Origin of the sequence: Actinokineospora guangxiensis (assembly GCF_042657845.1) — a bacterium.
Taxonomy (GTDB): domain Bacteria; phylum Actinomycetota; class Actinomycetes; order Mycobacteriales; family Pseudonocardiaceae; genus Actinokineospora; species Actinokineospora guangxiensis.
In genome coordinates this window covers 465,021-481,705 of the sequence record NZ_JBHSKF010000002.1, presented here as the reverse complement: position 1 = coordinate 481,705, position 16,685 = coordinate 465,021, and the positions used below count along the sequence as shown (strand labels likewise).

The 16,685-nt window shown below is 75.5% G+C and carries 7 protein-coding genes and 2 pseudogenes; 6 read left to right on the top strand and 3 right to left on the bottom strand.

What is annotated here, in order from left to right; genetic code table 11:
• Window positions 1-4: 4 nt before the first annotated feature.
• Window positions 5-298 carry an acyl carrier protein gene (locus ACFPM7_RS05800; RefSeq protein ID WP_378244599.1) on the bottom strand — a complete coding sequence of 98 codons (294 nt, stop codon included), beginning with the start codon at window positions 296-298 and terminating at the stop codon, window positions 5-7.
• Window positions 291-1,193, bottom strand: a complete 903-nt coding sequence (locus ACFPM7_RS05795; protein WP_378244597.1) for a 3-hydroxyacyl-CoA dehydrogenase family protein — start codon at window positions 1,191-1,193, stop codon at window positions 291-293. Before ACFPM7_RS05795 ends, ACFPM7_RS05800 begins: the two co-directional genes overlap by 8 nt.
• Before the next feature lie 235 nt (window positions 1,194-1,428).
• Between ACFPM7_RS05795 and ACFPM7_RS05790 the strand changes: the two genes are divergently transcribed.
• The 6 genes and pseudogenes from ACFPM7_RS05790 to ACFPM7_RS05765 form a co-directional block, all read left to right on the top strand.
• Complete coding sequence (locus ACFPM7_RS05790) at window positions 1,429-2,475, top strand: helix-turn-helix transcriptional regulator (RefSeq protein ID WP_378244595.1); 1,047 nt, start codon at window positions 1,429-1,431, stop codon at window positions 2,473-2,475.
• Window positions 2,476-2,490: 15 nt separating this feature from the next.
• On the top strand, window positions 2,491-3,957 hold the full coding sequence (locus tag ACFPM7_RS05785) for a class I adenylate-forming enzyme family protein (protein ID WP_378244593.1): 1,467 nt from the start codon (window positions 2,491-2,493) through the stop codon (window positions 3,955-3,957).
• The gene (locus tag ACFPM7_RS05780; RefSeq protein ID WP_378244591.1) at window positions 3,954-5,219 is read left to right on the top strand and encodes a type III PLP-dependent enzyme domain-containing protein; all 1,266 of its coding nucleotides are present in this window, start codon (window positions 3,954-3,956) and stop codon (window positions 5,217-5,219) included. The genes ACFPM7_RS05785 and ACFPM7_RS05780 overlap by 4 nt, the downstream gene beginning before the upstream one ends.
• A 29-nt stretch (window positions 5,220-5,248) precedes the next feature.
• Window positions 5,249-10,222 (top strand): annotated as a pseudogene (locus ACFPM7_RS05775) (type I polyketide synthase); the annotation flags it as partial.
• Entirely contained in the window at window positions 10,219-10,401 is a 183-nt protein-coding gene (locus ACFPM7_RS05770; RefSeq protein ID WP_378244587.1) for a hypothetical protein, read from the top strand. The pseudogene ACFPM7_RS05775 and the gene ACFPM7_RS05770, both read left to right, overlap by 4 nt.
• Window positions 10,402-10,418: 17 nt before the next feature.
• Window positions 10,419-15,386: pseudogene (locus ACFPM7_RS05765) on the top strand (type I polyketide synthase); the annotation flags it as partial.
• 134 nt (window positions 15,387-15,520) lie between these two features.
• Here ACFPM7_RS05765 and ACFPM7_RS05760 read toward each other — a convergent pair.
• Window positions 15,521-16,675 (bottom strand): acyl-CoA dehydrogenase family protein, encoded by a 1,155-nt coding sequence (locus ACFPM7_RS05760; RefSeq protein ID WP_378244585.1) that lies wholly within the window; start codon window positions 16,673-16,675, stop codon window positions 15,521-15,523.
• Window positions 16,676-16,685: the final 10 nt, after the last annotated feature.

Sequence of the window (16,685 nt, the reverse complement as noted above, 5' to 3'; positions counted from 1 at the left end):
GCCGCTACCTCTGTCCCGCCATGGCCCGGCTGCCGTCCACCAGCGCGGCCATGGCCTTGATGGTGCGGAAGTTGTCCAGCTGCAGGTCCTCGTTGGTGACGGTGATGGCGAAGGTCTTCTCGATGAACATCACCAGCTCCATCGCGAAGAGGGAGTTGACGAAGCCCATGGCGAAGATGTCCTCGTCGTCGGCGAGCTCCAGCTGCGGGAACCGGCCGGTGATGAACTCGCGGATCGGCGCGGTGACCGTGCTGTCGATGGTGGCGGTGCCGTCGATGGTGTCGGTGCCGTCAGACATGAGCTGCATCCTTTTCCTCGTTCTGCCGCGCCTGCGGGAGCACGCGCCCGAAGTCGTCGTAGTGGTGGAACCCGCGGCCGCTCTTGCGCCCGTGCAGACCGGCGTCGGTCATCTGGCGCAGCAGCGGGCACGGCCGGTACTTGCTGTCGGAGTACTGCTCGTAGAGCACCTCGACGCTGTAGAGGATCGTGTCCACGCCGATCAGGTCGGCGGTCTCCAGCGGGCCCATCGGGTGCCCGAAGCAGCTGCGGAAGACCTCGTCCACGGTGGCGGCGTCGGCGACGCCCTCGTGCACCAGGTAGGCGGCCTCGTTGACGGTGAGCATGAGCACGCGGTTGGAGACGAACCCGCAGGCATCCTTGACGTCGATGCCCTTCTTGCCCATGCTCGCCAGCAGCGCGCGGGTGCGCTCCACCGTCTCCGCCGAGGTGTGGAACCCGGGGATCAGCTCGCAGGCCGGCTTCATCGGGACCGGGTTCATGAAGTGCACACCGACCACAAGGGACGGTCGGCCGGTGACCGAGGCGATCTTGGTGATCGGGATCGCCGAGGTGTTGGCGATGAACACCGTGCCCGGCGCGCAGTGCTCCTCCAGCTCGGCGTAGACCGCGCGCTTGGCCTCCCAGTTCTCCACGATGTTCTCGATGACGAACTCGGCGTCGGCCAGGTCGGCGATCTCCGTGGTGGTGGTGATGGCCGCCATGACGGCGTCGGCGTCCACGACAGGGCCGCCGAGCAGCCCGCTGAGCCGGGCGTTGCGGTGGATCTGGGCGGTGGCCCGGTCCAGGATCTCCCGGTCGAGGTCCACCAGCACCACCCGGTGGCCGCTCTGGGCGAGGTTCTGCGCGACGCCGGTGCCCATGACACCCGCGCCGACGACGCCGACGATGGTCACGAATCCTCCAAGGGGGGTGGTGCTGCGGTGACAAGTCCGTCGCACCACTGTGGGCTTCCCGCGCCGTCCGGCGGAAGTGTCGCTGACGCCGTGGCGGATGCGCCGGGTTCCGTCGCTCCCGCCATGGCGGGAACGCCAATTGGTCCGGGCGTCCGCCGCGCACAGACTTGCCCGTAGGAGTCCCTGTTCAGCGCGGGCGGGTGCGGCAGCTCGTCGGAGTCAAGGAGTTGGTCTCGTGACCGTTCACCAGTTACCCGGCGAGTCGATCCTGGCCGACCGGATCGACGACCACCTCCGCCACCTGCGCCTGGCGCCGGACCCCGAGCGGGTCGTCGTGTGCGACCTGACCGAGGCCGTCTACCAGTACGCGCTGCGCCGCGGCTCGGTGCGCGTCGGCGCCGAGTGCGCCGCCGACCTGGACCTGCCCCCGCACCTGCTGGAAGACCTGGTGCGCAGGCTGATCGAGCTGCGGCTGCTGCGCCCGGCCACCCGCGACCCGCACGGCTACGTCCCGGTCGACCCCCAGGTCGCCGTGGCCGCGCTGGTCTCGCCGCTGGAGGGCGAGATCCTGCACCGCCGCGACCGGATCACCAGCATCCGCGAGCAGCTCGGCGGGCTCGCCCCGCTCTACGCCGACGCCCGGCAGGCGCCCGCGCCCGGCGGGGACTTCCGCGCGCTGGCCGCGGGCGAGGTGGGCGGCGCGCTGGCGCTGGCCACCGCCGACTGTGCCAGCGAGCTGGTGGCGGTCCGGGTCGGCGACGAGGCCGACGACGAGACCCAGGCCCGCGACCTGGCCGCGCTGGAGCGCGGCGTGCGGGTGCGCGTGGTCTACCAGCACCGGGTGCGCGCCGACCTGCGCGCGCGGGCCGCGGTGAAGCGGCTCGTCGCCGCCGGAGCGCAGGTGCGCACGAGCAACCTGCTGCCCAGCCCGTTCCAGGTGCACGACACCGCGACCGCGATCGCGGCGTGGGACGGCGACGGCGTGCAGACCGCCAACCCGGTGCTGGCCGGGCTGCTGCAGCAGGTCTTCGAGTGCGTCTGGGACGCCAGTGAGCCCTACACGACCGCCGAGAACGGCTACGAGGGCATCGATGACGTGATCCTGCGCGACATCACCAAGCTGCTCGCCGAGGGCATGACCGACGAGACCATCGCGCGCAGGCTGGGCATGTCCGTGCGCGCCTGCCGCCGCCACATCGCCCGGCTCATGCGCAACCTCGACGCCGTCAGCCGGTTCCAGGCGGGCACCCGCGCCGCCAGCGTCGGCCTGACCAGCGCCTGACGGAGAGGACCCGAGATGACCGCCCTGCTGCACGACCTGCTCGACGACCGGGCCGCGACGGACCCGGGCGCCGCGGCGCTGCGCCGCGCCGACCGGACCTGGACCTACGCCGAGCTGCGCGGACGCAGCCAGGCCGCGGCGGCGGCCCTGGCCCGCCTCGGTGTCGGGCGCGGAGACCGCGTGCTCGTCCTGGACGACAACGACATGGAGACCGTCGCCCTGGTGCACGCCGCCTCCCGGCTCGGCGCGGCCTCGGTGGTGGTCAGCGCCAGGACGCGGCCCTACTCGCTGAGCCACATGCTCGCCGACTGCGCCCCGAGCGCGGTGCTGGGCGGGGCCGAGGCCCTCGCCCGGGTGCGGGAGCTGACCGGTGTGCCGGTGCTCGACTTCGCCGAGCTGCCCGCCAGTGCCGAGTGGACACCGGGCGACCGGCCGCTGAGCACCGATCCGGTGTCGCTGATCTACACCTCGGGCAGCACGTCGCTGCCCAAGGCCGTGGTGTCGACGCACCAGCAGGTGCGCTCCGCCGTGGCCGCCATCGCCGGGCAGCTGCGCTACCGCGCCGACGACGTCGTGCTGTGCTGCCTGCCGCTCGCCTTCGACTACGGCCTCTACCAGGCGCACCTGAGCTGCGCGGCAGGGGCGGTCCTGGTGCTCGGCACCGGCCAGGACTCCGCCGCCGGCCTGCTGCGCAGGTTGGTCGAGGACCGGGTCACGGTGCTGCCGCTGGTGCCGAGCCTGGCCCTGACCCTCGCCGGGCTCGCCGGTCGTCGGGGCGCGGCGCTGCCGCCGCTGCGGATGGTCACCAACACCGGGGCAGCCCTGGTGCCCGCGCTGGCCGCGCGGCTGCGCGCGGCACTGCCCGGGGTCGCGGTCGTGGGCATGTTCGGGCTCACCGAGTGCAAGCGCGTGGCCATCGCCGAACCGGACCTGGACCTGACCAGGCCGGGGGCGGTCGGCCGGGCGCTGCCGGGCACCGAGATCCTCATCGCGGGCGACGACGGCGAGCCGGTGGGCCCGGACGTCGCCGGTGAGCTGCTGGTGCGGGGGCCGCACGTGATGGCCGGGTACTGGAACGCCCCCGAGCTGACCGCGAACCGCTTCCGCCGCGACCACCTGGGACGCACCACCCTGCACACCGGCGACCGCTGCCGGATCGACGCCGATGGCTACCTGTACTTCGTGGGCCGGGGCGACGACGTCTACAAGCAGAACGGCTTCCGGGTCAGCGCCGCCGAGGTGGAGGCCGCCGCGTGCGACATCCCCGGCGTGCGGCTGGCCGCGGCGCTCGTCCCCGTCGGCGACACCCCCGCGCGGCTGGCCGTGAGCGGCGAGATCACCGCCGAGGTGCTGGCCAAGGAGCTGCGGGTGCGGATGGAGGACGGGAAGGTCCCCCCGGTGTGCCGGGTGCTCGACGCGCTCCCGCTGACCACCAACGGCAAGGTCGACAGGGCCGCGGTCCGGGACGGGTGGGACCGATGACCGCGACGGTTCCCCTGCGCCCGGCGCCCGCGCCCGGGATGCCGCCGTTGGCCGATCTGGCCGAGGAGTTCGGCACCCCGGCCTACGTCTACGACCTGGCCGCCGTGCGGTCCGCGCACGCCGACCTGCGCGCCGCGCTGCCCCAGCCCAGCGACCTGCACTACTCGCTCAAGGCCAACCCGCACCCGCGGATCGTCGCCCAGCTGGCCGCGCTGGGCTGCCACGCCGAGGTCGCCTCCAGCGGCGAGGTCGACCACGCCGTCGAGGCGGGCCTCGCCCCGGAGCTGATCCAGCTGGCGGGGCCTGCCAAGACCGCGGCGACGGTCAGCCACGCGCTCGACCGCGGCGTGCGGCGCTTCTCCGTGGACTCCCCCGCCGACCTGGCGGCCGTGGAGCGGCTGGCGGCGGCGCGCGGGCGGCGGGTGGACTGCCTGCTGCGGGTCAACGCCGACGAGTCGGTCCCGGGCACCGGCCTGACGATGACCGGCGTGGCCTCCCAGTTCGGCGCGGACGCCTCGTGGATCGCCCGCGACCCCGGCGCCTTCCGCGGCCGGGGCGCGGCGCGGGTGGTGGGCCTGCACCTCTACGCGGGCACCAACCTCAAGGACGAGGACGCCCTGCTGGCCCAGTTCGAGGTGTCGGTGCGCATCGCGGCCGGGCTGGCCCGCGCGCTCGGCGGCCTGGACGAGGTCAACCTGGGCGGCGGCTTCGGCGCGCCGTACGCGGTGGGCGGGCAGCGGCCCCGGTTCGCCGCGCTGGCGGCGCGGCTGTCGGACCTGCTCGACACCCACCTGCCCGGCTGGCGGGCGGGCGCGCCGAGGGTCTCGTTCGAGTCCGGGCGCTATCTGGTGGGCGACAGCGGGACGCTGCTGAGCCGCGTCGTCGAGGTCAAGGTGTCCAAGGGCCGCACGTTCGTGCTGCTGGACGCGGGCGTCAACCACCTCGGCGGCATGTCGGGGCTGCGCAGGCTGCGGCCGATGCAGCCGACGCTGCTGCCGGTCTCCGGCGTCGAGACGGGCGAGGCGGTGCGGTGCGCGGTGGTCGGTCCACTGTGCACACCGCTGGACATGCTCTCCCCCGACGCGGTGCTGGCCGGACCGGAGGCGGGCGGGCTGCTCGCCGTGCCCAATGTCGGCGCGTACGGGCTGAGCGCGAGCCTGATCGCCTTCCTCGGGCACCCCGCGCCGGTCGAGGTCGTGACCGACGGCGGGCGCGTCGTGGATGTCTCCAGGCTCGCGCTGCGGCGGGTGTCGATCCGGTGAAGGAGGACGGGATGGGTACCGAGGACAGGCTGCGCGACTACCTGAAGCGGGCGTCGGCGGAGTTGCAGCGCACCAAGGAGCGGCTGCGCGCCGCCGAGCGCGGCGAGGAGATCGCCGTCGTCGGCATGGCGTGCAGGCTGCCGGGCGGCATCGGCGACCCGGCGGCGCTGTGGCGCGCGCTGGCCGACGGGGCGGAGGCCAGCGGGCCCTTCCCCGCCGACCGCGGCTGGGACCTCGACGCGCTGCACGACCCCGACCCGGCCACCCCGGGCACGTGCTACGCGACGGCGGGCGGCTTCCTGCCCGCCGCGGACTTCGACGCCGGGTTCTTCGGCATCAGCCCGCGGGAGGCCAAGACGATCGACCCGCAGCACCGGCTGCTGCTGGAGCTGGCGTGGGAGGCCGTCGAGCACGCGGGCGCCGACCCCGCGGAACTCAGCGCGGGCACGACCGGGGTGTACGCGGGCGTCATGTACAACGACTACGGCGGTCGGATCGTCCACTCCGGACACGCGAACGAGGGCCACCTGCTGACCGGCAGCGCGCCGGGCGTGGCCTCCGGCCGGGTGGCCTACCACCTCGGCCTGCGCGGGCCCGCGGTGACGGTGGACACGGCGTGCTCCTCGTCGCTGGTCGCGGTGCACCTGGCCTGCCAGGCGCTGCGCGCGGGCGAGTGCACGGCGGCGCTGGCGGGCGGGGCGACGCTGATGGCGACCCCGGCCCCGTTCGTGGAGTTCAGCAGGCAGCGCGGGCTGTCCCCGGACGGCCGCTGCCGCTCGTTCAGCGCGGCGGCCGACGGCGTCGGCTGGGCGGAGGGCGGCGGGTTCGTGCTGCTCAAGCGCCTCTCCGACGCCCGCCGCGACGGTGACCGGGTGCTCGCGGTGATCGCGGGCAGCGCCATCAACTCCGACGGGGCCAGCGGCCAGCTGACCGCGCCGAACGGGCCTGCGCAGCAGCGGGTGATCCGGGCCGCGCTCGCCGCGGCGGACCTCGCGCCCGCCGATGTGGACGCCGTCGAGGCGCACGGCACCGGGACGACGCTGGGCGACCCGATCGAGGCCCAGGCCCTGATCGGCGCCTACGGGGCCGACCGGAAGCCGGGACATCCACTGTGGATCGGTTCGGTCAAGTCGAACCTGGGCCACACCCAGGCGGCGGCGGGGGTCACCGGACTGATCAAGATGGTGATGGCATTGCGGGAGGGCACACTCCCCCGCACCCTGGACGTCGGGACGCCGAACCCGCACGTGGACTGGTCTGCCGGTGAGGTCGCCCTGCTGACCGAGGCCCGGCCGTGGCCCGCGGGCGAGCGCCCGCGCCGCGCGGGGGTGTCCTCGTTCGGGATCTCCGGGACCAACGCGCACGTGATCGTGGCCGAGGCGCCGGACACCGAGCCGGGGTCCGCGCCGGAACCGGCGCCGCTGGTGCTCTCGGCGCACACGCCCGAGGCGCTGAGCGCGCTGGCGGCGGCCGTCGCCGCGACTGAGGGCGACCGGGACGCGATCGGGCGGGCGCTGGCCGGGCGCGGCGCGCTGGCGCACCGGGCCGTCGTGCTGGCCGACGACGCGACGGCCGCGCTGACCCGGCTCGCCGCGGGCGGCGCTGCCGACGGGCTGGTCACCGGGCACGCCCGCCCGGGCACGACGGCGCTGCTGTTCACCGGACAGGGCAGCCAGCGGCCCGGGATGGGCAAGGAGCTGGCCGCCGCGTTCCCCGTGTTCGCCACCGCGCTGGCCGAGGTCTGCGCCGAGGTCGACCCGCTGCTGGGCCGGTCGCTGCGCGAGCTGGTGTTCGGCGACTCCCCCGACCTGGACCGCACCGAGTTCACCCAGCCCGCGCTGTTCGCCGTGGAGGTGGCGCTGGCGCGGCTGCTGGAGTCCTGGGGGGTGCGGCCGGACTACGTCATCGGCCACTCGGTCGGGGAGATCGCCGCCGCCCACGTCGCCGGGGTGTTCACCCTGGCCGACGCGGCCCGGCTGGTCGTGGCGCGCGGGGCGATGATGCAGGCCGCCCGCGCGGGCGGGGCGATGGTGTCGCTGCAGGCCACCGAGGCCGAGCTGGCGCCGATGCTGCGCGGCAAGGCGCGGCAGGCGTCGGTGGCCGCGCTCAACGGCCCCACCGCGACGGTGATCTCCGGGGACACCGCGGTGGTCTCCGCGATCGCCAGGATGTTCGAGCAGAAGGGCAGGCGCACCCGGCTGCTCAAGACCAGCCACGCCTTCCACTCCCCGCACATGGACGGGGTGCTGGCGGGCTTCCGCGAGGTCGTCGCCCAGATCACCGCGCACGCGCCGACCATCCCGCTGGTGTCGAACCTGACCGGGCTGACCGCGACCGCCGAGCAGCTGGCCGACCCCGACTACTGGGTCGACCACATCCGCAAGCCGGTCCGCTACCTCGACGGCGTGCGCCATCTCAGCGCCGAGGGTGTCACCCGCTACATCGAGGTCGGGCCGACGTCGGTGCTGGCCTCGGCCACCACCCAGATCCTCGACCGCCCCGACGCCGCGGTGACCGCGCTGCTGCGCGCCGGGGAGCCGGAGCCCGCCGCGCTGCTGCACGGCCTGGCGGGCCAGTACGCGCGCGGGCTGCCGGTGCGATGGCGCGCGGTCTACGGGGCGGGTCCGGTGGCCGAGCTGCCCGCCTACCCGTTCCAGCGCTCCCGCCACTGGCTCGACACCCCGGCCGCGGGCGGCGGCACCGGGCACGCGCTGCTCGGTGCCGCGGTCGAGCTGGCGGACGGCTCGGCGACGGTGCACACCGGCAGGCTGTCGGCGGGCACCCACCCGTGGCTGGCCGAGCACCGCGTCGACGGCCGCGCGGTGCTGCCCGCCGCCGCGCTCGCCGAGCTGGTGCTGCACGCGGCCGGACCGGGCAGGGCGATCGATTCCCTTGCCCTGCGCACCCCGCTGCCCATCCCCGACGCCGGTGCCGTCCCCCTCCAGATCGCTGTGGGCGGGACCGGGTCCGTAACCGTCCACTCTCGACAAGACGGGGAGTGGGTCACGCACGCGGAGGCGACCGTCACCGAGACCGCCGAGACGGGCACGGCGCTCACCGAGTGGCCGCCCGACGGCGAGCCGATCGACCTGGAAGGCCGCTATGACGCGCTGGAAGGCCTGGACTACGGCCCGGCCTTCCGCGGCGTCCGCGCGGCGTGGCGGGCGGGCGGCACCGTCTACACCGAGGTCGCCCTGCCCGAGGGCACCGACGTCGCGGGCCACGGCCTGCACCCGGCCCTCTTCGACGCCGCCCTGCACGGTCCGCTGCTCACCGACGGCGCGGCCGGGCTGCCCTTCGCCCTGGCGGGGGTGAGCCTGCACGCACGCGGAGCGAGCGCCCTGCGGGTGCGCATCGATCCCGCTGACGGCGGCTACTCGGTGCTGATCGCCGACCAGGCGGGCAATCCCGTCGCCACGGTGGCCGCGCTCGCCGTGCGGGCGGGCACCCGCGCACCGGCCCGCCTGCACCGGGTCGAGTGGGCGCCTGCCGAACCGCGACCGGGCCAGGCGCTGCGGCACACCACGCTGACCGGGATCGCCGCCCTGGGCGAGACCGACGCGCTGGCCGAGGTCGACTCGACCGACCACGCCCTGGCCCTGCTCCAGGCGTGGCTGGCCAACCCCCGGCTGCGCGAGTCGACCCTGGCGCTGCGCACCGGCCCGTCGCCGGAGCACGCTCCGGCGCGCGGCCTGGTCCGCGCGGCCCAGGTCGAGCACCCTGGCCGCTTCGCGCTCATCGACGCCGACGGCACCGCCACCCCGGACCTGCTCGCCGCCGCGGCCGTCGTCCCGGAGTCGCGCGTGCGCGACGGCGTGCTGCTGACCCCCCGGCTGGTGCGGCCGCAGGAGAGAACCGAACCCCACGTGCTGGCGGGCGCGGATGGCGCGGATGGCACCGTGCTCATCACCGGCGGAACCGGCGCGCTCGGATCGGCGCTGGCCCGGCACCTGGTCGTGCGCCACGGCGCGCGGAAGCTGGTGCTGGCCGGCCGCGCAGGCGGCGGAGCACCGCGCGCCGAGGCGATCCGCGACGAGCTGACCGCGCTGGGCGCACGGGTGGACGTCGTCGCCTGCGACGTCGGCGACCGCGAGGACCTCGCCCGGCTGCTGGCCGGGATCGCCGACCTGCGGGTCGTGGTGCACGCCGCAGGGACGGTGCGGGACGGGGCGGTGGCGACCCTGGAGCCCGCCGCGGTGGCGGCGGCGCTGGCCGCGAAGGCCGACGGAGCCCGCCACCTGCACGAACTCACCAGCGGGCTGGCCGAGTTCATCCTGTTCTCCTCGCTGGCGGGCACGCTCGGCAACGCGGGCCAAGGCGCCTACGCGGCGGCCAACGCGGCGCTGGACGAGCTGGCGCTCGCCCGGTCCGCCGCCGGGCTGCCCGCGCTGGCGCTGGCGTGGGGGCCGTGGGAGAGCGGCATGGCCGCCGACCTCACCGACGCCGACCGGCGGCGGATGGCCGCGGCCGGGGTCACCCCGATGTCCGAAGAGGACGCCCTCGCGCTGTTCGACGCCGCGCTCGGCGGCGGACCGGTGCTGCTCGCCGCCGCGCTGAACCCCGCCGCCGCGCTCGCCCGGCGCGCGCGGCCCGCGACCGCGCCGGTGCGCGGCGTGCGGGAGCGCATCGCCGCGCTGCCCGACGCCGACCGCGACGCGGTGCTGCTCGACCTCGTCCGCGGCCAGGCCGCCGCGGTGCTCGGCCACGACGGCGCCGCCGCCGTGCACCCCGACCGGGCGTTCACCGACCTCGGGTTCGACTCGCTGACCGCGCTCGCCCTGCGCGACGCGCTGCAGACCGCGGCGGGGCTCGCGCTGCCCGCCGCCGTGGTCTTCGACCACGCGACCGCGCGGGCGCTGGCCCGGCACCTGCGCTCGGAGCTGGTCCCGGAGACGGGCCTGGAAACGGCGTCGCTGGACGACCTGGACGCCCTGGCTCTGATCGAGCTGGCCATGGCCACCGGAGATGTGGCCACCGAAGACGACGTTATGGGGCACCGATGACCACCCCCGTGTTCACCACCGTCCGCCGGATCGTGCCGTGCGTCTGCCAGCCGCGCCCCGCGGTGCCCAGAAGCGAGCCCGCCGAGGCGTCGCGTCCGCACCAGCACGCCGTCGAGGCGACCGTCCCGGTGTCCGCCCTGGTGTCCGCCCTGGTGTCCGCAGAGGAGGTGGCGCGGTGACCGCGCCCAACGACAAGCTCGTCGAGGCCCTGCGCCGGTCGCTGAAAGAGGTCGACCGGCTGCGCGCGGAGAAGCAGCGCCGGGCCGACGCCGACGAGCCGATCGCCGTGGTGGGCATGGGATGCCGCTACCCGGGCGGCGTCCGCGCGCCGGAGGACCTGTGGCGGCTGCTCGCCGACGGGGTGGACGCCGTCGGCGACTTCCCCGCCGACCGGGGCTGGGACCTCGACGGGATCTACCACCCCGACCCGGACCACCCCGGCACGTCCTACACCCGCAGCGGCGGCTTCCTCGACGGCGCGGCGGGCTTCGACGCCGGGTTCTTCGGGATCAGCCCGCGCGAGGCGAGAGCGATGGACCCCCAGCACCGGCTGCTGATGCAGGTGTCGTGGGAGGCCGTCGAGCGGGCGGGCATCGATCCCGGCTCGCTGCGCGGCAGCCGGACCGGCGTCTACGCCGGGGTGATGTACCACGACTACGCCGACACCGAGGCCGAAGGGCTCATCGGGGTGGGCGGCAGCATCGCCTCCGGCCGGGTGGCCTACCACCTCGGGCTGGAGGGCCCGGCCGTCACCGTCGACACGGCGTGCTCGTCCTCGCTGGTCGCCGTGCACCTGGCCGCCCAGGCCCTGCGCGGCGGCGAGTGCGACCTGGCGCTGGCGGGCGGGGCGACGGTGATGGCGACGCCGAGCACGTTCGTCACCTTCTCCCGGCAGCGCGGGCTCGCGGTGGACGGGCGCTGCAAGGCGTTCGCGGGCGCGGCCGACGGCACGGGCTGGGGCGAGGGCGTGGGCGTGCTGGTGCTGGAGCGGCTCTGCGACGCGCGCCGCAACGGCCACCCGGTGCTGGCGCTCGTGGCGGGCACCGCGGTGAACTCCGACGGCGCGTCCAACGGGATGACCGCGCCGAGCGGGCCCGCCCAGCAGCGGGTCATCCGGGCCGCGCTCGCCGACGCGGGGCTCGCCCCCTCGGACGTGGGCGCGGTGGAGGCGCACGGCACCGGCACGGTGCTGGGCGACCCGATCGAGGCGCACGCGCTGATCGCCGTCTACGGCGGCGAGCGGGCGCACCCGCTGTCGCTGGGGTCGGTGAAGTCGAACCTGGGGCACACCCAGGCCGCGGCCGGGGTCGCCGGGATCATCAAGATGGTCGAGGCCATGCGGCGCGGCGAACTGCCCAGGACGCTGCACGTGGACGAGCCGACCCCGCACGTGGACTGGTCGGCGGGCGCGGTCCGCCTGCAGACCGAGCACGGGGCGTGGCCGGGCGGCGGGGTGCGCCGGGCGGGGGTGTCGTCGTTCGGGGTGTCCGGCACCAACGCGCACGTGATCATCGAGCAGGGACCGGTCCGTGAGCTTGCCCGGCACGACGACCGGCTGGTGGCCTGGCCGCTGTCGGGCCGCTCCCCCGCCGCGCTCGCCGCGCAGGCGGGCAGGCTGGCGGAGTGGGTCACCGCCCCGGGCGGGGGCGCCGGTGTCGACGCCGTCAGCGCGGCCTCCGGCCTCGCCAGGACGCGGGCGGGCATGGAGCACCGGGCCGTCGTCGTCGGCGCGGGCCGCGACGAGCTGCTGGCCGGGCTCGCCGCGGTGGCCGCGGGCAGGCCCGCGGCGAACGCGGTGACGGGCCGGGTGGGCGAGCACGGCAGGACGGTGTTCGTGTTCCCCGGGCAGGGATCGCAGTGGGCGGGCATGGCGGCGGGGCTGCTCGACAGCTCGCCGGTGTTCGCCGAGGCGATCGCCGAGTGCGATGCCGCGCTGGCCCCGTACGTGGACTACTCGGTGGAGAAGGTGCTGCGCGAGCGGCTGCCGCTGGAGCGGGTCGATGTGATCCAGCCGGTGCTGTTCGCGGTGATGGTGTCGCTGTCGCGGCTGTGGCTGCACCACGGTGTGCGGCCCGACGCGGTGGTGGGGCACTCGCAGGGGGAGATCGCGGCGGCCTGCGTGGCAGGCGCGCTGTCGCTGCCGGACGCGGCCCAGGTGGTGGCGGTGCGGGCGCGGGAGCTGCGGGCGATCGCCGGGCTCGGCGGCATGGTGTCGCTGGAGGTCGCCGTCGAGCGGGCGCACGACCTCGTCGCCGAGTGGGACGGGCGGGTGTCCGTCGCGACCGTCAACGGGCCGGAGTCCGTGGTCGTCGCGGGCGACGCGGACGCGCTGGAGGCCCTGCTGGCCCGCTGCGACGCCGGCGACATCCGGGCCCGCCGCGTCCCGGTGGACTACGCCTCCCACACCCACCACGTCGAGGCGATCCGCGACCGGCTCCGGTTTCCCGACCTCTCACCCCAGACCCCCGACATCCGCTTCTACTCGACGGTCTCGGCCTCGCTGCTCGACACCGTCCCGGACGGCGACTACTGGTACCGCAACCTGCGCCACACCGTGCGCTTCCACGACACGGTGCAGGCCCTCGCCGCAGACGGGCACCGCACGTTCATCGAGATCAGCCCGCACCCGGTGCTGATCCACTCCATCCAGGACACCGTCGACGGCCACGTGCAGGGCACGCTGCGCCGCGACCACGACGACACCCGCCAGTTCACCGACGCGCTGGCCCGGCTGCACACCGGCGGGCACACCGTCGACTGGCGCCTCCCGGCCGCCGACCACCCGCCGCTGCCCACCTACGCGTTCCAGGAGCAGCGCTTCTGGCCGCGGGCGCGGCCCGCGCACGCCACCGCGCGGGAGCACCCGCTGCTGCACACCGCCACCGACGTCGCCGCCGACGGCCGGACCATCCACAGCGGACGGATCAGCGCGCGCACCGCGCCGTGGATCGCCGACCACGTCATCGGCGGGCAGGTCATCCTGCCGGGCACCGCGCTGCTCGACATGGCGCTGCGCGCGGCGACCCGCGCGGGCGCCAGCCACGTCGACGAACTGGTCATCGAGGCCCCGCTGACCGTCCCCGAGGACGGCGCGGTCGAGGTGCAGCTGAGCACCGAGGCCGCCGACGCGCACGGGCGGCGGGCCTTCGCCGTGCACTCCCGCGTCGGGGACCTGGCGTGGACCAGGAACGCCACGGGCGCGATCGCGGGTGACGGCGCGCCCGCCGCGCCCGCGGAGTGGGTGTCGGGGGACGCGCCGGACGGGCTCTACGACCGGCTCGCCGCCAAGGGCATGGACTACGGCCCGAGGCTGCGCTGCCTGCGCGCGCTGCGCCGCGCAGGCGACGACCTGTACGTCGAGGTCGCGCTGCCCGAGCATGAGCAGGCCGACGGGCACGCGATCCACCCCGCCCTGCTCGACGCGGTGCTGCACCCGCTCGCCGACGGGCACGACGGCATCGTCGTGCCGTTCGCCTGGGGCGGGGTCAGCCTGCACGCGACCGGCGCGACCGCGCTGCGCGCGCACCTGCGCACCGACGAGCACGGCGACGTCGAGATCACCGCCACCGACCCGGCGGGCGTGCCGGTGCTGACCGTGCGCTCGCTCACCGCGCGTCCGCTCGCGCCGCCGCCCAAGGCGGTCGGGGCCGCGCAGCCGGTCTTCGAGGTGACCTGGTCCCCGGTGCCCGCGCCGCGGGGCGGCACGCTCGCCCCGGGTGTCACCGCCCTGCACGTTCCGTCCTGTCCCGACCCGACTCCGGCCGCGGTCCGGGCGACCGTCCGGGGCGTCCTCGCCGACGTCCGCGCCTGGCTGGCGGGCGAGCACGACGAGACCCTGGCCGTGGTCACCCGCGGCGGCGTCGCCGTGGGCGGCGAACCCGCCACCGACCTGGCCGGCGCCGCCTGCTGGGGCCTGCTCCGCTCGGCCCAGACCGAGAACCCCGGCCGCGTCCTGCTGGTCGACACCGACGGCCCGGCCGGTGCGCTTCCCCCGGTCGGCCACGACGAGCCGCAGACGGCCGTGCGCGGCGGCCGGGTGCTGGCGCCCCGCCTCACCCCGGTCCGGGCCACGCCGACCCGGGCCCGCGACCTCGACCCCGACGGCACCGTCCTGATCACCGGCGCGTCCGGCACCCTCGGCAGGCTCCTGGCCCGCCACCTGGCCGCCGCCCACGGCGTGCGCAGGCTCCTGCTGCTCAGCCGCCGCGGTCCCGCCGCCGACGGCATGAGCGACCTGGCGGCCGACCTGGCCGCCTTCGGCGCCACTGCCCTCCCCGTCGCCTGCGACACCGCGGACCGGGACTCCCTGGCCGCCGTGCTGGCGGCGATCCCGGCCGAACACCCCCTCACCGCCGTCGTCCACGCCGCGGGCGTCCTGGCCGACAGCACGGTCGCGGGCATGTCCGATGAGGACCTGGACACCGTCCTGCGGCCCAAGGTCGACGCGGCCTGGCACCTGCACGAGCTGACCGCGGGCATGGACCTGGCCGCCTTCGTCCTGTACTCCTCCGCCGCGGGCGCGTTCGGCAACGCGGGCCAAGGCAACTACGCCGCCGCCAACGCCTACCTCGACGCCCTGGCGGGCCTGCGCCACGCCCAGGGCCTGCCCGCGACCAGCCTGGCCTGGGGCCTCTGGAGCGCCGCCAGCGCCATGACCGGCCACCTCGCGGACACCGACCGCACCAGACTGGCCCGCGCCGGAATCCTGCCCCTCTCCGCCGAGGAGGGCCTGTCCCTCTTCGACCTGTCCCGCACCCTCGGCCGCCCCGCCGTCGTCCCCGTCAAACTGGACCTCGACACCCTCCGCACCTCCACCACGGCCCCCCGCCTCCTGCGCTCCCTGACCGGCGGCGCGGTACGCGCCCTGGACCCCACCGCGCCCACCGGGCCGCGCTGGTCCCGGGAGTCCGGCACCGACCGGGCCTCCCTGGTGGAGCTGGTCCGCGCCGAGGCCGCCGTCGTCCTCGGCCACCCGGAACCCACCGCCATCGGCCCCGACCAGTCCTTCGGCGACCTGGGCTTCGACTCCCTCACGGTCCTGGAGATGCGCAACCGCCTGACCAGCACCACCGGAGTCCGCCTGCCCGCCACCGCCCTCTTCCGCTACCCCACCCCCGGCCTGCTCGCCGACTACCTGGGCACCGAACTGGTCAGCCAGAACTGACCACCCCGCAGTCCTCCACCCCACCAGGCCCGCCCGGTGGGGTGGAGCCTTTCCCGGGACGTCCGCCGTCATCCTTCTCGCCACACGCGAAAGCCCGCACCCTCCGTGGGGGTGCGGGCTTGGGCGCTCGGGTCTCACACCCGCTTGGACACCGGGATCACGTACCGGCTGAAGATCACGTCCCGGAGCACGTCGTCGCCGCCCTCGACGATGGAGACGTACCGCATGTCGCGCAGCAGCTTCCCGATCGGCAGGTCCTCGGTGTAGCCCAGCCCGCCGAACATCTCCGACCCCACGCTCGCCAGCTCCCAGCCGGTCTGCCCGCAGAACAGCTTCGTCGTCATGGCGGCCTTCATCGTCCCCCGACGGGCGAACACCGCCGCGGCGCCAGGAGCGGCGATGATCTCGTCGTACTCGCGGGCCGCGGCCAGGCATTGGTTGCGCATCACCTCGATCTGCGCCTCCATCTGCCCCAGCTTGGCCGCGAACACCGCGTTGTTCAGCAGGGTCGACCCCTTCAGCGGCTTGGACTTCGCGTAGTCCATGCACAGGTCGCGGACGCGCCGGGCGATCCCCACGGCGGTGGCCGAGATCAGGATGCGGCTGGCGTTCAGGCCGACCTCCAGCAGCCGCAGGCCCGGCCCGTTCAGCACGTGGTCGGCCGGGACCCGCACGTCGCGCAGGCTCACCTGGTAGGTGCCCGAGGCCCGCAGGCCGTTCATCGGCCACCGGCGGACGACCTCCACCCCCGGCGTGTCCGCGGGCACCACGACCGCGACGTGGCTGGCCGGGTTCTCCGCCGACCGGGCGATGACCACCAGGAAGTCGGCGAAGCCGGAGTTGGTGGAGAAGAACTTCTCGCCGTTCAGCACGACGTCGCCGCCTGCGCGGGCGGCCACCGACGCCGTTCTGGCGAGTTCGCTCCCGGCGTCGTGCTCGCTGCCCAGCGTCGCGCAGAACGAACCCTCCGAGCGCATCGGCGACAGGTAGCGCTCACGCAGGTCGTCGCTGCCGTAGAGGGACACCATGCTGGTTCCCAGGATCGAGATGAACAGGGTGAACGCCGCCCCGGCGTCGCCGTAGGCGAGTTCGGAGACGATGTCCACGCTCTCGGCCAGGCCGAGGCCGGGGGTGCCGTCCTTGCCGGGGAGCCACCAGTTGGCCAGGCCGAGGTCGTGGAATCGGTGGTGGGCGGGCGCCGGGAGTTCGGCGACCGCGTCGAGGGCGGTCCAGTCGAGCAGTTCGGCGCGGGTGAACTCGCGCACGCTCTCCAGCTGGTTCCTGGTCACGGGCATCCCC